Here is a 23,454-nt window from a genome sequence, read left to right on the forward strand (position 1 = left end):
TCAGCCGTAGCGCCGCATCGCCCAGTGGCGCAGCACGAAGGCCAGCGCGTTGAGCACGAGGATGATGACGATGAGCACGATGCCGAGCGCGATCGCCAGCGCGAGGTCGCCCTTGCTGGTCTCGAGCGCGATTGCGGTGGTCATCACGCGCGTCGCGCGGTCGATGTTGCCGCCGACGATCATCACCGCCCCGACCTCGCTCATCGCCCGCCCCAGGCCGGCGAGCACGGCCACCAGCAGCGAGTGGCGGCAGTCGTACAGCAGCGTGGTGACGCTGTCCCACCATGAGAAGCGCATCAGTTGCAGTTCTTCCGCGTAGCGCTGCCACACGTCCTCCACCACCTGGCGCGTGATCGCCGCAATCAGGGGCACGACGAGCAAGGTTTGGGCGACGACCATCGCCAGCGGCGTGTACAAGAGCCCGAAACTGCCGAACGGCCCCGATCGCGACAGCAGCAGGTAGACCACCACGCCGACGACCACCGAAGGCAGCCCCATCATGCCGTTGATGAGGACCGACAGCGTGCTCTTGCCCGGGAAGCGTCCGACCGCGATGCAGGCGCCCAGCGGCAGCCCGATCAGCGTACCCAGCAGCACCGCGCCGCCGCTGACCTGCAGCGACAGCACCACGATCTCGGCCACGGTGTGGTCGAAGGTGGCGAGCAAGGACAAGGCATCGGAGAAGGTGGCGGCGAAGGCGGACATCGGCGGGGAGCATACCCGAAAGGCCGGCCGCACCGGAACGGCGGATGCCCTGCCCGGCGGGGGCCGCCCCCGCTGCCGCTACACGGACTCGCAATTCAGCAGCACCACCTCGGCCGCCTGCTCGCGCAGCGGAATCAGCGCCTGATAGGCGGGCGAAGCGAACCATCCGTGCGCTGCCGCGACACTCGGGAAGCGGATGACGACCACGTCCGCATGCGGGCTCTCGCCCGCGAACGCCGCCACCTGATGGCCACGAAAGACGAGTTCCGCCTGCCACGGGGCGAGGGTTTCGGGTACCCGGCTACGGTACTCTGCCCACTTGTCCGCATCCTTCACCGTGATATGACCGACTACGTATCCCTTGCTCACCCGTGCGCCTCCATTGCCTCATTCGAACCGATCGATCGGGTGGCGATCGCGACCTCGCGGCTCACCCCCCACCCTTCTGCATCGCCCGGTCGAGACGGGCCAGCAGCGCGTGGCGCGCGGCTTCTTCACCGGGCCCGAAGCGGTAGCGTACGATCAACTGCGGCAGCTTGAACAGCCCCAGGCGACGCACGCCGGCCGGCTCCAGCTCGATGACGAGCGTCTGAGCCCCGTCCTGCACGCTCAGGCGCCGAGTTTCCGCGCTGCTCTGCACCGCGGGCCAGGCCTGGCGCAGGTCGCGTTCGAATTCGCGCGCGGTGGCGGTAACCTGGCGCTCGAAAGATTCAGGCACCGGGCCGTGGATGAAGGCCATGCCTCAGCCGCCGGCGATCGGCGGCCAGATGGCGAGCTCGTCGCCGTCCTGCAGGCGGCGCTTCGCGCGCTCGGCCGGCGGCACGAAGTGGCCGTTGATCAGCACCAGGTGGGCGCTGCGCTCGGGCACGCGGTAACGGTGGATCATGTCCGCCACGGTCGTGCCCTCGCCCACGTCCAGTTCCAGCCGGTTGCCGCGGTGGCCCTCGGGCAGATAGTCCGACAGCGAGGCAAAGAGCTTGAAGGCGATGCGGATCGTCACACGGGTCTCCATGCGCCGCCTCAGCGTGCCAGTGCCATGGGCTGCTGGCTGCGCGCGACGTAGGCGTCGACGAAGGCCAGCGGGTTGGCGAGCAGACGGTCCTTCCAGTCGCCGAGCCTGACCTGGCCGTGGATCAGGCCGCGCAGCGCGCCCACGTGCTGGGTCAGGCCGATGGCGGTGGCGCCGACCAGCACGTCGTCCTTGAACTGCAGGCTCAGGTAGCGGTAGCGCGCCTCGTCGACCAGCTCGACACCGCTGCCGCCGGCATCGGGTTTCTCACCCCACCACTGGCCGAAGGACGAGGAGATCAGGCCCAGCGTGTCGAGCACGTTGATCGCCAGCACGCCATTGAGCTTCGTGTCCCTGAAGGTGGCACCACGCGCCATGTTCATCGCCGCGATGCGCGCCTGGTCGGCGGCGTTGGGCTGGATGGCGGCGACGAGGTGCGCGCCGGTGAAGAGATCCGGCGCCTCGGCCACGTCACCGGCGGCGAAGATGCCGGGCACCGAGGTTTCCATGCGGTCATCGACGAGCACGCCCTTGGCGACATGCACGGGGGTTTCCTCCAGAAAGCCGACATTGGGCGCGACACCCGCGGCGACGATGACGAGGTCGCAGTCCAGACGGTCGCCGGTGGACAAGGTTACCGCCAGTGGTGCGTCGGCACCGACTTCGCTGCCGCGGTCGATGCGCTGCACGCCCGCCGAGGTGAGGACCCGGATGCCCTTGTCCTCGACCCAGCGCTTGATCATGCCCCCGGCCTTGGGCGTCATCATGCGCGGCACCATGCGGTCGCCCATTTCCACCACGGTGAGCTGCACGCCGCGTTTGGCCAGCGCCTCCATGATGATGCAGCCGATGAAACCCGCACCGAGCTGCAGCACGCGCGCGCCCGGCCTGGCATGGGCGGCGATCGCGCGTGCATCGGCCAGCGTCCAGCAGGTCTGCACCTCGGGCAGAGCGACGCCGGGAATCGGCGGGCGCACCGGATGCGAACCGGTGGCGATCAGCAGACGGTCGTAGCTTTCGAAATGACCGTCATCGAACAGCACGGAGCGCTTGTCGGTGTTGAGCGCCACCGCGCGGCCACGCATCTGGCGGATGCGCAGGCGCTCGAAATGGTCGGCGCCCTTGCGCAGATACGTGCCCGCCTCGTCGATGTTGCCTTCGAGCAGGTAGGGAATGGCCATGCGCGAATATGGCGGTGCATCCTCGTGACCGACCATGACGATCTCGTCCTGCGGCGCGGCCTTGCGCAGGGTTTCGGCGGCCACGACGCCCGCCGGGCCGTTGCCGAGAATCAGGTGTTTCATTGGAGCATCCTCAAGCCAGACGCGCCCCGCGGCACAGGGCCGGGTGTGGCGCGCAGACCCGCTGGCCTGCGCGCCCGCGCGATTCGAACCCGCAGCGCGGACACCCCGGGGGCGCCCGCGCGCGCTCACACGCTCACAGCCCCAGACGCGCCCGCGTCTCGGCGGTCGGCTGGCCCTCGGGCGTCCAGCCACGCACCTGGTAGTACTCGGGCAGCATCTTCGCCAGGCCGTTGACCAGCCCCTTGGCGGGGCCCGTCTTGGCCGGTTCCTGCGTCAGGCGCGGCGGCAGGTTGTCGTCCCTGGCGGTGAAGCCGGCAGCGTTGTTGAACATGCGCTCCATGTTCCAGATGCGCTCGCCGACCTCGTTCAGCTTCTCCATGCTCCAGTCGCCCTCGCAGGCGGCAGCCACCTGCGGCTGCACGTCGGCCAGGGTCCAAGCGAAGCTGGTGAACACGCAGATGCCGGCCGAATCGAACACCGCGGTGGCATCCTGGAAGGCCTTCACCAGCTCGGGCTTGCCGTCGGTGGTGAGCGGATCGGTCTTGACCGGGATGCCGAGCACTTCGGACGCCACGGTGTAGCCGCGCAGGTGGCAGGCGCCGCGGTTGGAGGTGGCGTAGGCCAGCCCCATGCCCTGGATGCCGCGCGAGTCGTAGGCGGGGAATTCCTGGCCCTTCACGCTCATCGACAGCTCGGGACGGCCGTACTTCTCGCACAGGCGCTTGCTGCCCATGCCGAGCTCCTTGCCGAAACCCTCGCCCACCGCGGTCATCTCGACCATCTTCGCCAGCGCCTCGGCCGAACCGAAAGGCGCCGGAATGCCGATCTTCTCGTCGTTGAGGATGCCCAGCTCGTAGAGCTCCATCGCCGCGCCGACGGTGGCGCCGAAGGAGATCGGGTCCATGCCCTGCTCGTTGCAGATCAGGTTGGCGTACTGCAGCGCCTCGAGGTCGCCCACGCCATTGGCCGCACCGAGCGCCCACGCGGCCTCGTACTCCAGGCCGCCCGAGGCCCCCCAGTACTTCGGGCTGTTCTTGACGGTGAAGTGCCCCTTGTCGATTTCCGAGATGCGACCGCAGGCGATGGTGCAGCCGAAGCAGGCGGCATTGGTGACGAGGTGGGTCTTGCCATCGGACTCGCGCTTCTCGTGCATCGCCTCGGCGGAAATCTTCGAGGCATCCTCGAACTGCACGTCGCGGTGGTTGCGGGTGGGCAGCGCGCCGATCTCGTTGATCACGTTCATCAGCACCTGGGTGCCGTACTTGGGCAGCCCCTGGCCGGTCACGGCGTTGTCGGCGAGCACCTTCTTGGCGTCGTTAGTCGCCTTGAGGAAGGCGCCGAAGTCCTTGATGCCCGACACGCCCTTGGTGCCGCGGATGGCCACCGCCTTCAGGTTCTTCGAGCCCATCACCGCGCCCACGCCGGAACGGCCGGCCGCGCGATGCAGGTCATTGACCACACAGGCATACAGCACCTGGTTCTCGCCCGCCTTGCCGATCGACGAGATGCGCACGAGCGGGTCCTGCAGCTCGTCCTTGATCTGCTCCTCGGTCTCCCAGCAGCTCTTGCCCCACAGGCCGGACGCGTCGCGCAATTCGGCCTTGTCGTTCTCGATGTAGAGCCACACCGGCTTCGCCGCCTTGCCCTCGAAGATCACCATGTCCCAGCCGGCGAACTTCATTTCGGCGCCGAAGAAGCCGCCCGAGTTCGAACAGGCGATGGCACCCGTCAGCGGCCCCTTGGTGACGACGGTGTAGCGCCCGCCGGTCGAGGCCATGGTGCCGGTGAGCGGTCCGGTGGCCATGATCATCTTGTTGTCGGGCGACAGCGGATCGACCTTGGGGTCGATCTCGGACACCAGGTACTTGGTGGCCAGGCCGCGCGAGCCAAGATAGTCGTCGGCCCACTGCATGTTCAGCGGTTCTTCCGTACAGGTGCCGGCCGTGAGGTTCACCCGCAGGATCTTGCGATTCCATCCCATGATCCGTCCTCCTCAGGCAGCGGCCGAAGCCGGAGTGTTGGCCTTGGCGGCCCAGGCGCGCATCCTGTCGATGCCGGTCCAGTCGGCATCGACATACGTGATGGCGCCGGTCGGACAGGCGCTGGCGCAGGCGGGGTTGCCCTCGCACAGATCGCACTTCTGCACCTTGCCGGTATCCTGGTTGTAATTGATGGTGCCGAACGGACAGGCGATCGTGCACACCTTGCAGCCCACACAGGTGTCCTCGAACACCATCTTGGCGCCGGTCGACAGGTCGATGCGGATCGCATCCACCGGACAGGAATTCAGGCACCAGGCCTCGGTGCACTGCGTACAGGTGTAGGGAACCTTGCGGCCCTCGTGTTCGAAGTTGAACACCTTGATGCGCGACTTGCTCGGATTGATGACCCCGGTGTGCTCGTAGGAACAGGCCATCTCGCATTGCAGACAGCCGGTGCACTTCGCGGGATCAATGTGCAGTGCTTTCCACATCGATCGTCTCCTCGTTCTTTCCTTGGTTTGCAGCCGCTTTTCGCATGCGGACGCCGCTGCCGGACAAACCGGTCTGCGCCGTTCGATCCGCACACAGGCAGTTCAGAGATCGAACTGCCTATGAAACTCAGAGCATATGTTGCGTCCATCAAAGGTCAACCCGGGAATACCCCTTTTTACGTAAAAGGAATCAGAAATCGCGACCGAGCTTGCGGTACAGCGTATTGCGCGCGATGCCCAGCGCACGTGCGGCGGCCGACACGTTGCCGTCGTACTCGGCCAGCACGCGCAGGATCGTGTCCTCCTGCACGTCCTTCAGCCGGCGACCGCGCGTCCTGGCCGCGTGCGCTGCGATCGCCACCGGGGCACGGACGGGCGCGGGCAGCCCTTCGGTCGCACCGGCCTCCGAACTGAAGATTTCCTCGGGCAGATGGCGCGAGAGGATCACGTCCTCGTGGTCGTCCAGCAGCGCGAGCGCCACCCGCAGCACGTTCTGCAATTGGCGGATGTTGCCGGGCCAGGCATAGCGCTCGAAGAAGTGCATGACCTCCTCGCTCACCGTGACGCTGCCCGGCGCGCGGCCATCGAGATCCTCGTCGATCAGGCGCTCGACGATGCAACGGATGTCACTGCGCTCGCGCAGCGGCGGCAGATAGACCGTGAGGCCATTGACGCGGTAATACAGATCCTCGCGGAAGCTGCCGGCCTTGACCGACTCGCTCAGCACCCGGTGCGTGGCACAGACCAGGGCGATATCCACCGGAATCGCCTCGCTCGCGCCGATCGGCACCACCCGTCGCTCCTGCAGCACGCGCAGCAGTCGCGCCTGCATCGACAGCGGCATGTCGCCGATCTCGTCGAGGAACAGCGTGCCGCCATGCGCCTGCTGGATGCGGCCGACCGCGCCTTCACGCCGGGCACCGGTGAAGGCGCCGCCGACGTAGCCGAACAGCTCGGACTCGATCAGGTTCTCAGGGATGGCCGCACAGTTCAGCGCCACGAAGGGGCCACTCGCACGCGGCCCGCTGTTGTGGCAGGCCTGGGCCAGCAACTCCTTGCCCACGCCCGACTCCCCCTGGATCAGCAGCGGGATGTTGCGTCCGATGACCTTGCCGGCGCGGTCGAGGGCCAGTTGCAGCGCGGCATCGCCGGTGGCGAGGTGCTCGAGCGTGATGCGTCCCTCCGCCGCAACGGCGGCACTGCGGGCACGCGTGGCGGCCCGCGACGCGGTGCCCCGCGCGGGCGAGGACAGCGGCGAACGCGACAGGTGAAACGCCATGCTTGCCCGTGCGCGGGCAAACACCACGGCCCCGTTACGCAACTCGAGCTCCAGCAAGGCCTCGGGCGAGCGCGCCGCCCGATCGAGCATCGTCCCCAGCGCGGTGCGGAACAGGTTGGCGAAGCCGCCAAGGCTGGTGCAGGGGCGTTCGTCGATGCCCAGCAGCGCCCGCGCGAGACGGTCGGCGCCCATGATCTCGCCCTCGCCCGACACGGCCAGCAGGCCCTCCTGCAGGCCGCCCACGCCTTCTGGCCGGTCATGGAAGGCAATCAGGATGTGACGCGCGTGATCGGCTTCGAACAGTCGGCGCTCGAGCAATCCCGCGCCGACCCGTGCGAGCCCGAGCGTATGCGGCTGGTAAGCGCGATGGTCGCCGGAAATGTCCAGCACCCCCAGCATCTGTCCGCATGGGTCGAAGATGGGGGCTGCACTGCAGGTGAGGATGCTGTTGCGCTGCAGATAGTGCTCGCCGCCGAAGATCTCGACCGGACTGCGCTCGATCAGTGCCGACCCGACGGCATTGGTGCCGCGGTGCTCCTCGCTCCAGTCGGCGCCCGGCTGCAGCGCGACGCGGCTCGCGCTGTCGACGAAGCCGGGGTCGCCGATCGCGTGCAGGATCATGCCTTGGGCGTCGGACAGCACCACCAGGCTGCCGGACGAGCGGATCTGCTCGTACAGATGCTCCATGACGCCGCTCGCGTGGCTCAGCAGGCGACCGTTGCGTTCGCGTGCCATCGAGAATTCGCTCCGCGTCGCGTTGTCGACACGCCGCATGTCACGCTCGTCGAGTCCGTTCTTGCGGCAACGCTGCCACGAACGCATCACCGGCGCCGGCAGGCCGGCCTCCGGCACCCGTCCGAGCTCGAAGAACTGCCGCCGCAAGGACTCCAGCGTCGCAGCCTGCGCTGCGCGCGTGAGGGTCTGACCCATGTTCTTGTCTCCACCATCGGCCGCCGTACCGTGCGCAATCGCCGGCATTGCCACCTGCCTTTTGGACATTGTTCGGACCGGATCGCTTCACATTGGATGCTTCCGATTCTTTATAGGAGAGTAATGCAAGACCTTTGCCACCGGTTAACGCTTGCATTTTGGGCGCGCAATGGAGCACATGGAGCAGCTGGCGACCTGCTCCATGTGCTCCAGTTGCGCCATCTGACACTGCGCGAGGTCTGCAGGCGCTGGCTGTCGATACGGCTGCGGACCGGGGCCGGTCAACGGCCCCGCAACCGGTCCTCGTCCTCGATCGCCGCCATCTCGGCATCGTCGAACAGCCGCGACCGGGTATGAAAGGCCTTGCCGGTATTGCCTTCCAGCGAGAAGGTCCCGCCGTGGCCGTCGACGACGTCGATGATCAGTTGCGTGTGCTTCCAGTATTCATACTGCGAGGCACTGATGTAGAAGGGCACGCCGCCGATGGCGCCCAGATGCACGTCGTGGGGGCCGATCGTGAGGTCGGTGGGCAGGTAGCAGTTCGCCGCGCTGTTGTCGCAACAGCCGCCGGACTGGTGGAACATCAGCTCGGGGCCATACTCGGCCTTGAGCTGCGCGATCAGCTCCAGCGCCGCAGGCGTGGCAATGACACGTTCGACCATGGCTTCGTCCTCCGCAATGCAAAAAAGGGGGCGGTCGCCCGCCCCCGAGGAGATGCCCCGGACAGGGCATGGGGAGAGAGGACGGTCGCTCAGAAGAAGCCGAGCTTGTTCTCGCTGTAGCTCACCAGCAGGTTCTTGGTCTGCTGGTAGTGGTCGAGCATGACCTTGTGCGTCTCGCGGCCGATGCCCGATTCCTTGTAGCCGCCGAAGGCCGCGTGCGCCGGGTAGGCGTGGTAGCAATTGGTCCACACGCGCCCTGCCTGGATGGCGCGACCCATGCGGTAGGCGACGTTGCCGTTGCGGCTCCACACGCCGGCGCCCAGGCCGTACAGGGTGTCGTTGGCGATCGACAGCGCCTCGGCCTCGTCCTTGAAGGTGGTCACCGCGAGCACCGGCCCGAAGATCTCCTCCTGGAAGATACGCATCTTGTTGTGGCCCTTGAACAGCGTCGGCTGGATGTAGAAGCCGTCGGCCAGCTCGCCGTCAAGCTGGGCGCGCGCGCCGCCGATCAGCACCTGGGCGCCCTCTTCCTTGCCGAGCTGCAGGTACGACTGGATCTTGCTCATCTGCTCGGCCGAGGCCTGCGCGCCCATCATGGTGTCGGTGTCGAGCGGGCTGCCCTGCTTGATGGCGGCGACGCGCTTGAGCGCGCGCTCCATGAAGCGGTCGTAGATCGATTCCTGGATCAGCGCGCGGCTCGGGCAGGTGCATACCTCGCCCTGGTTGAAGGCGAACAGCACCAGGCCCTCGATCGCCTTGTCGAGGAAGGCGTCGTCCTTGTCCATCACGTCCGCGAAGAAGATGTTGGGCGACTTGCCACCCAGTTCCAGCGTGGCCGGGATCAGGTTGTTGGCGGCGGCCTGGGCGATGACGCGGCCGGTGGAGGTCGAGCCGGTGAAGGCGATCTTGGCGATGCGCTTGCTGGTGGCGAGCGGCATGCCGGCCTCACGACCATAGCCATTGACGATGTTGAGCACGCCCGGCGGCAGCAGGTCGGCGATCAGCTCCATCAGCACCAGGATCGACACCGGGGTCGATTCGGCGGGCTTGAGCACCACGCAGTTGCCCGCCCCCAGCGCAGGCGCGAGCTTCCACGCCGCCATCAGGATCGGGAAGTTCCACGGAATGATCTGGCCGACCACGCCCAGCGGCTCGTGGATGTGATAGGCCATGGTGTTCTCGTCGATCTCCGAGATACCGCCTTCCTGCGAACGCAGGCAGCCCGCGAAGTAACGGAAGTGGTCGACGGCGAGCGGGATGTCGGCATTGAGCGTCTCACGGATCGGCTTGCCGTTATCGACGGTTTCAGCGTAGGCAAGCAGTTCCAGGTTCTGCTCGAGGCGGTCGGCGATCTTGAGCAGGACGTTCGAACGGGTGGCGGCGTCGGTCTTGCCCCACTTCGGGAAGGCGGCGTGTGCGGCATCGAGGGCGAGCTCGATGTCCTCGGCCGTGGACCGTGCGGCCTGGGTGTACTTCTGGCCGGAGATCGGCGTGACCACGTCGAAGTACTGGCCCTTGACCGGGGCCACCCACTTGCCACCGATGAAGTTGTCGTAGCGGGACTTGTATTGAACCTTGGCACCAGCCTGGCCGGGCATTGCGTACAGCATGATCAGTCTCCTCGTGTGATGTGTCATCGGGCGTCGATCGCCACGGGCAGCATTCAGCATGGCTCGTGCCAGCCGCCTCGCCCCTCTACAAATCAAGCACTTAGAAACAATCCAGCGTTCCTTCGCCGCGTCACAGGCATTTGGAGCATGTCAGTCCTGAGCATCTGCTCCAGAAGGCCGGCGTCGCTGGAGCAATGGCGCGCCTGCTCCACGATGCTCCATCCCGCCCTGCGGTAGCAGGTGCTCCGGACGTGTTCGGAACGCATGGAGCAGAGCGCGCCTGCCAATGCCGGCTGCCGTACATCGGCCATCCGCAAGCGCACCACGCGCTGCAACCCGCGCCAGCGCAAGGCTTGCAGCGCGAACGTCCGGTCCCGGCCTTCGCTTGCGCCATCCGAGTGGCACAGCCATTGCACCCCTGCGGCAGGCCGGCCGCTGCGGGGTCGAGGCTTCGCTCCCGCGGCTGCTCCAGATCGACCAGTACAACAACGGAGGAAGACATGACCCATTCCCTCAACGGCTGCCGCAGCCTGCGAACGACCATCCTCGCGGCCACGCTGTCGGCCTGCGCTGCCCTTGCCCATGCGCACGGCGACGTCACGCCGCAGGCGGTCGACACCTCGGCGCTGAAGCAGATCGGCGGCGACTGGCTGGAACAGAACCCCTACCGCAAGAACCCCGACGCCATCCGCATCGGCGATTCCGCCTACAACCAGAACTGCGCCCGCTGCCACGGGCTGGGCGCGGTTTCCGGCGGCATCGCGCCGGACCTGCGCATGCTGCCGCTCGGCGACGAAGGCGACGAGTACTTCATCCAGCGCATCCGCAACGGCGTGACCCGCAACGGCGCGGTCTACATGCCGCCCTTCGAAGGCACGCTGACGCAGGAAGCGATGTGGGCGATCCGCGCCTGGCTGGAGACCGTCCATGAAGAATGACCGCCGCCGCCTCCTGCTGGCCGCCGGTGCCGTGCTCGCCCAGGCCGCCCTGCCCGGTGCCGCCCGTGCGCTCGCCGCGGACACCACGGTCGAAACGCAGCAGCCCGGCGCACTGCGCATCGCGGTGTATGCCGACTTCCCGCCCTACTCGGCGCGCGGCAAGGGCGTGGATGTGGCGCTCGGCAAGGCGCTGGCCGAGAAGCTCGGACTGCGCGCCGAATTCGTCGAGTTCCCCCCCGGCGAAGACATGGGCGACGACCTGCGCAACATGGTGTGGCGCGGCCACTATCTCGGCACGCGTCCGGGCGACTTGATGCTGCACGTGCCCGTCGATGCGCGCTTCGCCGCACAGCACGACAAGGTGAAGATTTTCGGCCCCTACCACCTCGAGACCATGGCCATCGCCCGCAACCCGGCACGTGTGCCGCCGGTCGCCGGATCGGCCGCGGTGGGGCTGGAGGTCTTCACCCGCGAAGCGATCGGCGCCGAGGTGGACACGCACGCCAGCGACTTCCTGCTGCACGTGCTCAACGGCCGCCTGCGCGAGCAGGTACGGCACTTCCGTTCGCTCGCCGAAGCCGTCGAGGCGATGCGGCGCGGGGAGGTCGCCGCCGTAATGGGCACGCACACCGAACTGCAGGGCGCGCTGGGTGGCGAGGGCAACTTCGCCCTCGACCGCCTAACGCTGCCCGAGATGCGCGCCAGCCAGTGGCCGATCGGCATGGCGGTGAAGGCCGATGCCGGACCGCTGGCCGATGCGCTGGCGGGCGCGCTCGCCGAGTTGCAGCGCTCCGGCGCGCTTGCCCGGCTCTATGCCGAACACGGCCTGAGCCTCAACACGCCCTGAGCTCGAGAACCTTTTCCACCCGCAGCAAAACGACAACACAAAGAGGAGACAACACGATGAATCCATCCAAGCGCCTGCGCACCGCCCTCGCCCGCAGCGCCCTCGCCGGCTATGCGCTGGCCGCGTCCGGGGCCGCCTCGGCCCTCGACGTCGATGCCGGCGACTACACCGCGCTGCCCGAAGGCACGCAGCTCGCGCTGGTGTACTACCAGCATGCCGAGATCGACCATCTCTACGCCGACGGTCGCAAGGGGCCGGGCAAGCTCAGCACCGATGCGGCCTTGTTCCGCTACGTCTACTTCACCCGCATCGGCGACTACATCATCGACCCGCAGATCATCGTCCCCTACGTCGGCATCGACGCCAAGGGCGCGCTGGCCGATGCCGGTGTCAACAGCCCGAGCGGCTTCGGCGACACCCTGCTCGGCGCCACGCTGTGGCTGCACAACGACCCGAAGGCGGGCGACTACTTCGGCCTCACCTATTTCCTGTCGGTGCCCACCGGCGACTACGACCGCCACGACGCCCTCAACATCGGCGCCGACCGCTACAGCCACATCCTGCAGGCCGGCTACATCAAGCGCCTGAGCCCGAAGTGGACGATGGACCTGGTGCTGGACGCCACGATTCACGGCGACAACAAGAAGGCCAACGCCGCCGGCGACACGCTGGAGCAGGACACGACCTGGCAAGCCCAGGCCTGGCTGCGCTACCACGTGTCGGACACGCTCGACCTGCGCGCCAGCGTGTCGCGCTACTGGGGCGGCGAGACGAAACTGGGCGGCGTGTCGCAGGACGATGAAACGAATCGCTCGAAGTTCACGATCGGTACGGCCTGGTTCGTCGAACCCAGCCTGCAGCTGATCGCCAACGTCGGTCGCGACATCTCGGTGGACAACGGCGCCAAGGAAGACAGCCGGCTCAACCTGCGCCTGCTGAAGGTGTTCTGAGCATCCGCCGGCGGACCGTGCATCGGTCCGCCGGCCTGAGCGGGCTTTTGCGCCGGCGCGTTTTCAGTCGTCCGCGCGCATCCGCCCGACCACCGTCAGCGCATCGCCGTCGGCACGCAACACTACGATCTCGCCCGACGCCGGAACGATGCCGCTGAGCGCGGTGATGTTGACCTGATGCGTGACGAGCACCAGCGGCCCCTGCGCGGGCGCGCCCGACGCCAGCTCGCGCGCGATCAGCGCACGCACTTCGGCCGTCTGCACGGCTTCGCGCGCCCCGTCGCGGAAGAAGGAATTCAGCCCGGCGAATGGCGTGATCTCGCCCAGGTCCAGCAAGCGCGCGGTATCGAGGCAGCGGCACCACTGGCTGGCGTAGACGCGCGCGGCGGCGATACCCTGCGCCCGAAAACGCTCGCCGATGCGCCGCGCCTCGTCACGACCCACCGCCGACAGGTTGCGCTGGGTAGCGCAGTCCTCGACCTTGAACCCGTCCGGGTCACCCACCCCCGGCGCGGTGGCATGGCGCATCAGCGCGACATGTCCGCCGCCGCGCAGCGCGGCCCACAAGGCATCCGCCGCCAGCACGGGGGCGGCGGCGAGGAGGCTGGCAAGGAGGAGCGTGGTGGCGACAAGGGCATTCATGTGCCCTCTGACACGCACCCTGGCGCCGAGTTTTCCGCCGGGCGCAGCACACCGCTTGCCTGCAGGCGGCTCGGGCTCCAGCCCGCGCCGAACAGGATCATGCGCGTGTTCAGGTCCTCGCGCAGGCGGGGATCGGCCTCGCTGCCGAGGTCGTGCAGGCGCTTGTCGAGGATCGCGACGTAGCGCAGGGGCGGCGGCTGCGGGAAAGCACCCGACGCCCGCGGGGAAATGGCCAGTGCGTTCACCTCCGACCCCTCCCTCAGCACAATGCCGGGCCGGCCCACCAGCCACTCATCAAGCCTGCGGGCTTCTCGGGGGCGCTGACGCGCGCACTGCTTTCCCACGACTCGACCTGCACATCCAGGCCGGCGAATACGCCGTAGCCCTTGCCCGCGCGGATGCCCTCCCCCGCTTGCAGGCTTTCGCCCGCACGGATCGCCGCTTCGGCGCTAATCAGTCCGCCGGCCTTGATGCCCCAGCCCGCCTCCAGGTGCATGGCGCCATGGACCGAGCCGCCGGCGGCAATGCCCTGACCGACGCGGACATTGGCTTCGGCGCGGATGTCACCGCCGACCTGCAGCCCCTTGCCACAGCGCAACTCGCCTTCGCTGTGCAGCTCGAGCCCGATGAAGGCATTACCGTCGATCCGCAAGCGGCCGCCGCAACGCAAGTCCCAGCCGATGCGCGCCTCGCCACCGCAGTGCAGGTCGCCAGCCGACTCCACACCCCAGCCGGCACGCAGATCGCCATCGATGGTGACGCGGCCCTCGCCCCGGACGTTGCCCTCGACGCGCAGGTCGCCACCGACGATCAGGTCGCCGCCGACGCGCACGCCGCCATCGACCTGCAGCCCGCCGCCGACATGCAGCTTGCCTTCGACGTCGACATTGCCGCGTACCTGCAGCGTGCCGGCAAACACGACGGCATCCGCCTCGATCGCATCGACCACGCGCACCTCGCCGGTCGGCCCGAACTGTTCGAGCAGCCAGCACGCATCGCCGACGCGGCCGGCGGCCACCATCGTGTCGAGCAACTCCTGATAATTTCCGCCTTCGTCGAACTGGCGCACGAACCAGCGGAATCCGTCGGTGCAGGGACGCTTCGCCCTGACGAAACTACGTGTGAGAACCATGAGACATCACCCAAGTGCAGATCGCCGCCGCGCATGCAGCGCGGCGATTCGGTTGCAGCCCGGGCGAGGAAAGGGTTCCGCCTGAAGAGGGTCTCATCCCTGAATGGGTCAGGGAACTGGCCGGTCAAGGCCTTGAGGTATCGAGGAAAGCTTCAGGTTCCCGCGCTGGCTGCACGTTGATCAGGACACGAACGACATGTGTCCTGGCAAGGTGCCGTGCGGGGTGGCCTGGGATCAGTCCCGGTTCCGGCCCCGCACGGCCGAGAAAAGCACGGCCGGGGACCCTGTGACCTTGAATGCCTGCGCCAACCTGATGGTGTCGCGGCACGATGCGGCGCTCAGCCGGCCGCCCACGCGCTGTCCCGCGGCGTCGAACGCGTGCGAGAACGGGGAGGCAGCGGAAAGCGGCATGGCAGATGGGAAGTGATGCGAAAACGAGCAGGCGGGAGTATACGCCAAAGTCCGCGCCCGGTCCGCCCGCGGAGGAAACCCGCTGCGGGCGGCGCTGGATGCGCGCCCGGAACGAAAACGGGGCACCCGAAGGTGCCCCATGCCGGCGTTCACCCGCCTGCGCCGGTCAGCGCGACCCGGATGGCCGCCCCGACCGGCGCAGGCGCACCGCGATCACTTCAGGTCGAAACGGTCGGCGTTCATGACCTTCGTCCAGGCCGCGACGAAGTCCTTCACGAACTTTTCCTTGCTGTCGTCCTGGGCATACACCTCGGCGTAGGCGCGCAGGATCGAGTTCGAACCGAAAACCAGATCGACCCGGGTCGCGGTCCACTTGGTGGCGCCGCTCTTGCGATCGACGATGGCGTAGCTGTTGCGCCCGGAGGGCTTCCAGCTGTAGCGCATGTCGGTGAGATTGACGAAGAAGTCGTTCGTCAGCGCACCGACGCGATCGGTGAAGACGCCGTGCTGGCTGCCACCGTGGTTGGCGCCGAGCACGCGCATGCCACCGATCAGCACCGTCATCTCCGGCGCGGTCAGGCCGAGCAACTGGGCGCGGTCGAGCAGCATCTCCTCGGGCTGGACCACGTAGTCCTTCTTCTGCCAGTTGCGGAAGCCGTCATGCAGCGGCTCGAGTACCTCGAAGGATTCGACGTCGGTCTGCGCTTGTGTCGCGTCGCCGCGGCCCGGGGCGAACGGCACCTCGACACTGAAGCCCGCGGCCTTGATCGCCTGTTCCAGACCGACGTTGCCGCCCAGCACGATCACGTCCGCCACGCTGGCACCGGTCTCGGCGGCGATCTTCTCGTACGCTGCCAGCACCTTGGCCAGGCGCGCCGGCTCGTTGCCCTCCCAGTCCTTCTGCGGGGCCAGGCGGATGCGCGCACCATTGGCGCCCCCCCGGTAGTCCGAGCCGCGGAAGGTGCGGGCGCTGTCCCACGCGGTGGCGACCATCTCGCTCACCGACAGGCCGGCAGCGGCGATCTTCGCTTTCACCGCGGCCACGTCATAGCCCTTGTTGCCGGCAGGCACGGGGTCCTGCCAGATCAGATCCTCGGCAGGTACGTCCGGGCCGATGTAGCGCGCCTTCGGCCCCATGTCGCGGTGCGTCAGCTTGAACCACGCACGGGCGAAGACCTCCTCGAAGTAGGCCTGGTCGTTGCGGAAACGCTCGGCGATCTTGCGGTACTCGGAGTCGAAACGCAGCGCCATGTCGGCATCGGTCATGATCGGCTTGCGGCGGATCGACGGGTCTTCCACGTCCACCGGCATGTCCTCTTCCTTGATGTTCACCGGCTCCCACTGCCAGGCCCCGGCCGGCGACTTCTGCAGCCACCAGTCGTGCTTGAACAGCATGTCGAAGTAGCCGTTGTCCCACTTCGTCGGATGCGTGGTCCACGCACCTTCGATGCCGCTGGTCACGGCGTTGCGTCCGATGCCGCGGGTGGTATGGTTCATCCAGCCGAAGCCCTGCTCCTCGAGATCCGCCCCTTCGGGCGCCGGGCCGAGGTTGGCCGCGCTGCCGTTGCCGTGCGTCTTGCCGACGGTGTGGCCACCGGCGGTCAGCGCCACGGTTTCCTCGTCGTTCATCGCCATGCGGGCGAAGGTCACGCGCATGTCGTGCGCGGTCTTGATCGGGTCGGGCTTGCCATCGACGCCTTCCGGATTCACGTAGATCAGGCCCATCATCACCGCGGCGAGCGGGTTCTCGAGGTCGCGCTGACCGGAGTAGCGCGAGCCCTCGCTGCCGCTGGGCGCAAGCCATTCCCGCTCCGAACCCCAGTAGATGTCCTTCTCGGGGTGCCAGATGTCCTCGCGACCGAAGGCGAAGCCGAAGGTCTTGAATCCCATCGATTCGTAGGCCATGTTGCCCGCGAGGATGATCAGGTCGGCCCAGCTGATCTTGTTGCCGTACTTCTTCTTGATCGGCCACAGCAGGCGGCGCGCCTTGTCGAGGTTGCCGTTGTCCGGCCAGGAGTTGAGCGGGGCGAAGCGCTGGTTGCCGGTGCCGCCGCCACCGCGGCCGTCGGCGATGCGGTAGGTGCCCGCGGCATGCCAGGCCATGCGGATCATCAGGCCGCCGTAGTGGCCCCAGTCGGCCGGCCACCATTCCTGGCTGTCGGTCATCAGGGCCTTGAGGTCGTTCTTCAGCGCGTCGACGTCGAGCTTCTTCAGCTCCTCGCGGTAGTTGAAGTCCGCACCCAGCGGATTGGTCTTGGTGTCGTGCTGGTGGAGGATGTCGAGGTTAAGCGCCTTCGGCCACCATGCCATGACCGAATTGGCCGCGGCGGTGTTACCGCCGTGCATCACCGGGCACTTGCCCGCCGTGTTCATGCTGTTCTCACTCATTTCGTTCTCCTGTCGTCACGTCGTTGGCTCAAGTCCGCGAGTAACACGATCGCCCCGATATGTCCCCGGGCCAGGCACGATCGTTCCCGTCCGCACGCATTCCGTGGTCTTCGTCATCTGCTGCGCACGAATTCAATGTAGCAAAGCGCGTTGATCGCCACAGCAATGAGAGATATTGAGTGAAACTATTAAAATATTTCCATTAACAGCATGATCAACTATCAGGCGCCAGGCGGTCCTGCGCCACACCTTCCTGCAGCAGGCGCGGGATGCCACCTGAGGCATCACGGCAGAAGGCCTGGGTTCGGGCACCGGATAGCGCGCCCCGACAGCGGAACATCGCGAGAGGCTTCGGTCGCGTATTCACATTTTGCGTCGCTGCTGACACAATCGCAGGCCTCGTAATTATGAATTCAAAATCACGAAATGCTGATCAACCCCACGTCACAGGTGCTGGGCAGCACGGACGCACAGGCTGCGTGGCAGCGCCGCAGCATCGACAACGTGTGGCACCCCTGTACCCAGATGCAGCGCCTGGGCACCGTGCCGCCGCTGCCGATCGCGCGCGGCGAAGGCGTGTGGCTGCATGACTACGCCGGAGCCCGCTACTTCGATGCCAACAGCTCGTGGTGGGTGAATCTGTTCGGCCACGCGGATGCGCGCATCAATGCGGCACTGCGCGAGCAACTGGAGACCCTGCCGCACGTGATGCTGGCGGGCTGCACGCATGCACCCGCCGTCGAGCTGGCCGAGCGCCTGCGCGCCATGACCGGCGGTGTGCTCGGCCATGCCTTCTACGCCAGCGACGGGGCCTCGGCGGTGGAGATCGCGCTCAAGATGAGCTTCCACGCCTGGCGTAACCTGGGGCGCAGCGACAAGCGCGAGTTCGTCTGCCTGCGCCAAGGTTATCACGGTGAAACGCTCGGAGCCCTGGCCGTCACCGACGTCGCCGTGTTCCGCGACGCCTACGATCCGCTGCTGATGCGGGCCCATCTCGTGATGTCGCCCGACGCGCGCCAGGCCCTGCCCGGCGAGTCGGCTGCGGACGTGGCCGCCCGTGCGCTCGCCGACGTGCGGGCACTGTTCGAGGCGCGGCACGAACACATCGCCGCCGTCATCGTCGAGCCGCTGGTGCAGTGCGCGGCCGGCATGGCCCTGCACGACGCCGCCTACCTGCGCGGTCTGCGCGCCCTGTGCGACGCGTTCGACGTCCACCTGATCGCCGACGAGATTGCCGTGGGCTGCGGCCGCACCGGCAGCTTCTTCGCCTTCGAGCAGGCGGCGCTACCCGGCGAGGCGCCGCTGTGGCCCGACTTCGTCTGCCTGTCGAAGGGTATCAGCGGCGGCTATCTGCCCCTGTCGCTGGTACTGACGCGCGATGCGATCTACGAGGTCTTCCTCGACGACGACGTGGCACGCGGCTTCCTGCACTCGCACTCCTACACCGGCAACGCGCTCGCCTGCCGCGCCGCGCTCGCCGTGCTCGACCGCTTTGCAGAGGACGACGTACTGGCGCGCAACCGTGCCACCGCCCCGCTGCTGAGTACCGCACTGGCGCCGCTTGGCGACGACGCGCGCATCGAGCACCTGCGCCACACGGGCATGATCTGGGCCTTCGACGTACGCGCCGACGTGGCAGGCGAGCGCTTCGCCGAACGCTTCCATCTCGCCGGCCGCGACAACGGCCTGCTGATCCGTCCGATCGGCCACACCGTCTACCTGATGCCGCCCTACCTGCTCGACGCAGAGCTTGCGCAGTGGCTCGCCACGCAGACCCTGACAACGCTCGAGCAGACGCTCGCCAACCGCCCGCGGAATTCGCGCCCCGATGCTGATCGCGCACCTGAACCAGCGACGGCTTGAGCGCGAGGCCGCGGCGCTGGGTCGCCGCCGGCGGATTGCCGAAACCCCCTGCGGCCCCCGGCAACGACTGCAGGCAGCAGATGGCACGACGCGCGAATTGCTGGGCTTCTGCAGCAACGACTACCTCGGGCTGGCGCATCACCCCGAACTGGTCGCCGCGCTGGCGGAGGGCGCGGCACGCTGGGGCGCGGGCAGCGGGGCCTCGCACCTGGTGAGCGGGCACAGCCGCGCGCACGCCGAGCTCGAGGCCGCGCTCGCCGCCCTGCTCTCGCCCTGCATCCCGGGTGCCGAGGCGCTGCTCTTCTGCAGCGGCTACATGGCCAACCTCGCGCTGCTGACCACGCTCGGCGACGGCGAGGCCGCGATCTTCGCCGACAAGCTCAACCACGCCTCGCTGATCGACGGCGGCCTCTTGGCCGACGCCCAGATGCGGCGCTATCCGCATGGCCGCCTCGACCTGCTCGACGCCATGCTGTGCAACTGCAGGGCAGCGATCAAGCTCATCGTCACCGACGCGGTGTTCAGCATGGATGGCGACCTCGCGCCGCTGCCCGCGCTGCTGGCGCTGGCCGAGCGCCACGACGCCTGGCTCATCGTCGACGACGCGCACGGGTTCGGCGTGCTGGGCGCGGACGGCCGCGGCGCTCTGTCGCACTTCGGCCTGCGCAGCGAGCGCCTGATCCACATGGGCACGCTCGGCAAGGCCGCCGGGGTGGGCGGCGCCTTCGTCGCAGCGCACCCGGCGATCATCGATGCGCTCGTCCAGGGCGGGCGCAGCTACATCTACACCACTGCAATGCCGCCAGCCCAGGCGCATGCGCTGGCGGCCAGCCTGCGGCTGATTGCCGGCGACGAAGGCCGACGCCGGCGGCAGCACCTCGAGGCCCTGGTGGCCGACCTGCGCACGCGCCTGCACGCGCTGATCGCACGCCGCCCCGCTTGCGGCTGGCGGCTGGCAGACTCGCAAACTGCCATCCAGCCGCTGATCGTCGGCGACAATACGACTGCGCTCGCCCTGTCGGCCGCGCTCGAGACGCGCGGCCTGTGGGTGCCGGCCATCCGCCCGCCCACCGTGCCGGCGCACACCGCACGCCTGCGCATCACGCTGAGCGCCGCCCATGCGGCGACCGACGTCGCCCGACTGTGCGATGCGCTCGAACAGCTTTCCGAGGAACCGCTCCAGCCATGAATGCCCTCCCCGCCACCCGGCCCGCTTCCGCGCTTGACGGCGTGTTCGTGACCGGCACCGACACCGAGATCGGCAAGACCGCGATCAGCGCCGCCCTGGTCGGCCTGCTCGCCCGCACGGGCCTGCGTGTCGCCGGCCTCAAGCCCATCGCCGCCGGCACCGCATTGATCGACGGCGAACGCATCAACGAGGACGTGCACGCCCTGCGCGCGGTCAGCTCGGTCACCCTCGACGTACCGGAGATCTGCCCCTGCCAGCTCGACGCCGCCTGCGCGCCACACATCGCCGCGCGGCTGGAAGGCCGGACCATCGACCGTGACGCCGTGCTCGCCGCCGTCCATGCGGCCGCCGCACGTTGCGACCGCCTCGTCGTCGAGGGCGTCGGCGGCTTCAACGTGCCCTTCGACGACGACGGCCGCTGGAGCAGCGCCGACCTCGCGGTCGACCTCGGCCTGCCGGTCATCCTCGTCGTCGGCCTGCGCCTGGGCTGCATCAACCACGCGCTGCTGACCGCCGAAGCCGTGCGCGCCCGCGGCCTGCACCTGTGCGGCTGGGTCGCCAACGTCGTCGATCCGCGGATGCCCCATCTCGACGGCAACCTCGACGCCCTGGCCCGCGGTCTCGGGTCCGCGCCCTGCCTCGGCCTCGTGCCGCGCCTGCCGGTCGCGAGCCCCACGGCCATCGCGCCCTACCTCAACGTTCCGGCGATCCACGCCCTTTTCAGATCCAACTCACTATCGACGGAGACAGCATGACCACGCTCGCCAGCCTATCCCCCGAAGACCTTCGCCGCACCGCGACGCCCGCCAACAGCCGCCCCGGGCGCTGGCGCGTCGAGGACGTCGAGGCGCTGTTCGCCCTGCCCTTCATGGACCTCGTGTTCCGCGCCCAGCAGGTCCATCGCGAACACTTCGACCCGAGCGAGATCCAGCTCTCGACCCTGCTGTCGATCAAGACCGGCGGCTGCGCCGAGGACTGCGGCTACTGCTCGCAGTCCGCGCACTTCGACACCGGCCTGAAGGCCGAGAAGCTGATGCCGGTCGATGAGGTGCTGGAGGCCGCCCGTGCCGCCAAGGCGCAGGGCGCCAGCCGCTTCTGCATGGGGGCAGCCTGGCGCTCGCCCAAGGCGCGCGACATGGAGCGCGTGACGACGATGGTGCGCGAGGTGAAGGCGCTCGGCCTCGAGACCTGCATGACGCTGGGCATGCTCGACGCCGACCAGGCCAGCACGCTGAAGGACGCCGGCCTCGACTACTACAACCACAACCTCGACACCGCGCCCGAGTACTACGGCAAGGTCATCGGCACGCGGACCTACCAGGACCGCCTCGACACCCTCGACAACGTGCGGGCGGCCGGCATCAACGTGTGCAGCGGCGGCATCGTCGGCATGGGCGAGACGCGCGCACACCGCGCCGGCCTCATCGCGCAGCTCGCCAACCTCGAGCCCTACCCCGAGTCGGTGCCCATCAACAACCTCGTTCCCATCCCGGGCACGCCGCTGGCCGACGTCGAGCCGATCGACCCCTTCGAGTTCGTGCGCACCATCGCCGTCGCCCGCATCACCATGCCGCGCACCTACGTGCGCCTGTCGGCCGGGCGCGAGCAGATGGACGATGCGCTGCAGGCGCTGTGCCTGATGGCGGGCGCCAATTCGATCTTCTACGGCGACCACCTGCTGACGACCTCCAACCCCCGTACCGGGCGCGACCGCAGCCTGCTCGAGCGCCTCGACATGCGCATCCAGGGCCAGGCCGACTGATGCTGGCCGAAGCCATCGCGCGGGCGCCGGGCGTGCCCGCCGCGGGGCCCGACGTAGCGCTCGACGATGCGTTCCTGCAGAACCCCTACCCCGTCTATCGCCAGTGGCGGGAGGCGGGGCCGCTGCACTGGAACGACGGTTTCTTCCAGGGCGCCTGGGTGCTCAGCCGGCACGAGGACGTCGAGCGCGTGCTGCGCGACCCGCGCTTCTCGTCGCAACGCACCGGCGGCTGGGTCAAGCGCATCGAGGGCGTGGATGCCGGCTACGCCGGGCGCCGCGCCCACGCGGGGCTGGACCGCTTCCAGCACCTGTTCGCGCGCGCGATGGTCTTCCTCGACGCCCCGGACCACACCCGCCTGCGCCGCGTGATGGGTGCGGGCTTCCATCCGTCGCTGGTCCGCGGCCTGGCCCCCCGGATCGAAGACCTGGTCGATGAGCTGCTCGACGGGCTCGACGGACCCGGCGCCGCCGCCGGCTTCGACTTCATCGAGACGGTGGCGCGCCCGCTGCCCTCGCGCGTGATCGGCCTAATGCTGGGCGTTGACCGGGCCGACGAGGCGCGCTTTGCCGCGTGGACGGATGACCTCGCCGCCTTCATCGGTGCCCTGCGCCCGGACGAGGCGCAGTTGCGCCGGGCGCAACGCAGCCTGCTCGAACTCGTGCGCTACTTCGAGGCCGTGCTGGCGCAGCGCCGCGGCGCGCCCGCCGACGACCTCGTCAGCCTGCTGCTGCGGGCGGAGGCCGAGGGCCTGATACGCGCCGACGGCGAGGTACTGGCGCAATGCGCCATGTTGCTGTTCGCCGGCCACGAGACCACCCGCAACCTGCTCGGCAACGGCCTGTACACACTGCTGCGCCATCCCGCGCAATGGGCCGCGATCCAGGCCGACCCGGACGCCCTGCCCGGCGCGGTGCGGGAGGTACTGCGCTTCGACAGCCCGGTGCAATATACCGGCCGACGCGTCGCCGCCGACCTCGACTGGCATGGCCACCGGCTGCGCCGGGGCGATCTCGTCATCGCGCTGATCGGCGCGGCCAACCGCGATCCCGCGCGCTACGCGGAGCCCGACCGCTTCGACATCAGCCGCCGTGAAGGCAGCCACCTCGCCTTCGGCAGCGGCCCGCATGTCTGCATCGGCGCCGGACTCTCGCTGCTGGAAGCGACGATCACGCTGCGCAAGGTGTCGCAGCGCTGGCCCACGCTACGCCTGTGCGATACGCAGCCGCGCTGGAACACGAATGCAGCGCTGCGCGGCCTGCAACGGCTCGACGTCGTCTCCGGTCACGCTGCAGGCTGAGCGGCGCGGGCTGCCCCTTGGACGCGCGGGCCGCCCTCGGTTAGCATGCGCGGCCCTTCCCG

General features: G+C 68.3%; 22 protein-coding genes. 8 read left to right on the forward strand and 14 right to left on the reverse strand.

Annotated features, from left to right (window positions below):
• From AC731_RS09550 to adh, 10 genes are all read right to left on the reverse strand, one after another.
• Window positions 1-705, reverse strand: coding sequence for an ABC transporter permease (locus AC731_RS09550; protein ID WP_048705578.1), 705 nt, complete (start codon window positions 703-705; stop codon window positions 1-3).
• A gap of 78 nt (window positions 706-783) precedes the next feature.
• Window positions 784-1,074, reverse strand: a complete 291-nt coding sequence (locus tag AC731_RS09555; RefSeq protein WP_048705580.1) for a DUF1330 domain-containing protein — start codon at window positions 1,072-1,074, stop codon at window positions 784-786.
• A gap of 61 nt (window positions 1,075-1,135) precedes the next feature.
• Window positions 1,136-1,444, reverse strand: coding sequence for a hypothetical protein (locus AC731_RS09560; protein WP_048705582.1), 309 nt, complete (start codon window positions 1,442-1,444; stop codon window positions 1,136-1,138).
• A 3-nt stretch (window positions 1,445-1,447) separates the two neighbouring features.
• On the reverse strand, window positions 1,448-1,717 hold the full coding sequence (gene thiS, locus AC731_RS09565) for a sulfur carrier protein ThiS (protein ID WP_004261512.1): 270 nt from the start codon (window positions 1,715-1,717) through the stop codon (window positions 1,448-1,450).
• Window positions 1,718-1,725: 8 nt separating this feature from the next.
• Complete coding sequence (locus AC731_RS09570) at window positions 1,726-3,018, reverse strand: NAD(P)/FAD-dependent oxidoreductase (protein WP_048705587.1); 1,293 nt, start codon at window positions 3,016-3,018, stop codon at window positions 1,726-1,728.
• Window positions 3,019-3,151: 133 nt separating this feature from the next.
• Window positions 3,152-4,999, reverse strand: a complete 1,848-nt coding sequence (locus tag AC731_RS09575; RefSeq protein WP_048705590.1) for an aldehyde ferredoxin oxidoreductase family protein — start codon at window positions 4,997-4,999, stop codon at window positions 3,152-3,154.
• 12 nt (window positions 5,000-5,011) lie between these two features.
• On the reverse strand, window positions 5,012-5,491 hold the full coding sequence (locus AC731_RS09580; RefSeq protein ID WP_004261505.1) for a 4Fe-4S dicluster domain-containing protein: 480 nt from the start codon (window positions 5,489-5,491) through the stop codon (window positions 5,012-5,014).
• A gap of 190 nt (window positions 5,492-5,681) precedes the next feature.
• Window positions 5,682-7,700, reverse strand: coding sequence for a sigma-54-dependent Fis family transcriptional regulator (locus AC731_RS09585; RefSeq protein WP_048709940.1), 2,019 nt, complete (start codon window positions 7,698-7,700; stop codon window positions 5,682-5,684).
• Between the two features lie 281 nt (window positions 7,701-7,981).
• Window positions 7,982-8,362 carry a DUF779 domain-containing protein gene (locus tag AC731_RS09590; RefSeq protein ID WP_004261500.1) on the reverse strand — a complete coding sequence of 127 codons (381 nt, stop codon included), beginning with the start codon at window positions 8,360-8,362 and terminating at the stop codon, window positions 7,982-7,984.
• An 89-nt stretch (window positions 8,363-8,451) separates the two neighbouring features.
• The gene (gene adh / locus AC731_RS09595) at window positions 8,452-9,972 is read right to left on the reverse strand and encodes an aldehyde dehydrogenase (RefSeq protein WP_004261496.1); all 1,521 of its coding nucleotides are present in this window, start codon (window positions 9,970-9,972) and stop codon (window positions 8,452-8,454) included.
• 500 nt (window positions 9,973-10,472) lie between these two features.
• On the opposite strand from adh, the gene pedF reads away from it, so the two are divergent.
• From pedF to AC731_RS09610, 3 genes are read left to right on the forward strand one after another with little or no spacing between them, the layout of a single operon-like run.
• Window positions 10,473-10,910: a cytochrome c-550 PedF gene (gene pedF, locus AC731_RS09600; RefSeq protein ID WP_004261492.1), complete on the forward strand. Its 438-nt coding sequence runs from the start codon at window positions 10,473-10,475 to the stop codon at window positions 10,908-10,910.
• Window positions 10,900-11,757, forward strand: a complete 858-nt coding sequence (locus tag AC731_RS09605; RefSeq protein ID WP_048705594.1) for a substrate-binding periplasmic protein — start codon at window positions 10,900-10,902, stop codon at window positions 11,755-11,757. Before pedF ends, AC731_RS09605 begins: the two co-directional genes overlap by 11 nt.
• Window positions 11,758-11,813: 56 nt before the next feature.
• Window positions 11,814-12,707 carry a transporter gene (locus tag AC731_RS09610; RefSeq protein WP_048705597.1) on the forward strand — a complete coding sequence of 298 codons (894 nt, stop codon included), beginning with the start codon at window positions 11,814-11,816 and terminating at the stop codon, window positions 12,705-12,707.
• Window positions 12,708-12,770: 63 nt separating this feature from the next.
• Here AC731_RS09610 and AC731_RS09615 read toward each other — a convergent pair whose 3' ends face one another.
• The 4 genes from AC731_RS09615 to katG form a co-directional block, all read right to left on the reverse strand.
• Window positions 12,771-13,349, reverse strand: a complete 579-nt coding sequence (locus AC731_RS09615; RefSeq protein ID WP_004261482.1) for a histidine phosphatase family protein — start codon at window positions 13,347-13,349, stop codon at window positions 12,771-12,773.
• Window positions 13,346-13,594, reverse strand: a complete 249-nt coding sequence (locus AC731_RS09620) for a hypothetical protein (protein WP_156480692.1) — start codon at window positions 13,592-13,594, stop codon at window positions 13,346-13,348. Before AC731_RS09620 ends, AC731_RS09615 begins: the two co-directional genes overlap by 4 nt.
• 14 nt (window positions 13,595-13,608) lie before the next feature.
• The gene (locus AC731_RS09625; RefSeq protein ID WP_048705600.1) at window positions 13,609-14,481 is read right to left on the reverse strand and encodes a bactofilin family protein; all 873 of its coding nucleotides are present in this window, start codon (window positions 14,479-14,481) and stop codon (window positions 13,609-13,611) included.
• Between the two features lie 624 nt (window positions 14,482-15,105).
• Complete coding sequence (gene katG, locus AC731_RS09635; RefSeq protein WP_048705606.1) at window positions 15,106-17,280, reverse strand: catalase/peroxidase HPI; 2,175 nt, start codon at window positions 17,278-17,280, stop codon at window positions 15,106-15,108.
• A gap of 525 nt (window positions 17,281-17,805) precedes the next feature.
• Between katG and bioA the strand changes: the two genes are divergently transcribed.
• The 5 genes from bioA to AC731_RS09660 are packed head-to-tail and all read left to right on the forward strand — an operon-like array spanning window position 17,806 to window position 23,392.
• A complete protein-coding gene (gene bioA / locus AC731_RS09640; protein WP_048709945.1) occupies window positions 17,806-19,143 on the forward strand; it encodes an adenosylmethionine--8-amino-7-oxononanoate transaminase in 1,338 nt (445 codons plus the stop codon).
• Window positions 19,109-20,332, forward strand: coding sequence for an 8-amino-7-oxononanoate synthase (bioF, locus tag AC731_RS09645; protein WP_048709947.1), 1,224 nt, complete (start codon window positions 19,109-19,111; stop codon window positions 20,330-20,332). The genes bioA and bioF overlap by 35 nt, the downstream gene beginning before the upstream one ends.
• Entirely contained in the window at window positions 20,329-21,087 is a 759-nt protein-coding gene (bioD, locus tag AC731_RS09650; protein WP_048705608.1) for a dethiobiotin synthase, read from the forward strand. The genes bioF and bioD overlap by 4 nt, the downstream gene beginning before the upstream one ends.
• The gene (bioB, locus tag AC731_RS09655) at window positions 21,084-22,094 is read left to right on the forward strand and encodes a biotin synthase BioB (RefSeq protein ID WP_048705610.1); all 1,011 of its coding nucleotides are present in this window, start codon (window positions 21,084-21,086) and stop codon (window positions 22,092-22,094) included. Before bioD ends, bioB begins: the two co-directional genes overlap by 4 nt.
• A complete protein-coding gene (locus tag AC731_RS09660; RefSeq protein WP_048705612.1) occupies window positions 22,094-23,392 on the forward strand; it encodes a cytochrome P450 in 1,299 nt (432 codons plus the stop codon). The genes bioB and AC731_RS09660 overlap by 1 nt, the downstream gene beginning before the upstream one ends.
• The last annotated feature ends 62 nt before the right edge of the window (window positions 23,393-23,454 follow it).

Source organism: Thauera humireducens, from assembly GCF_001051995.2.
Classification (GTDB): Bacteria; Pseudomonadota; Gammaproteobacteria; order Burkholderiales; family Rhodocyclaceae; genus Thauera; species Thauera humireducens.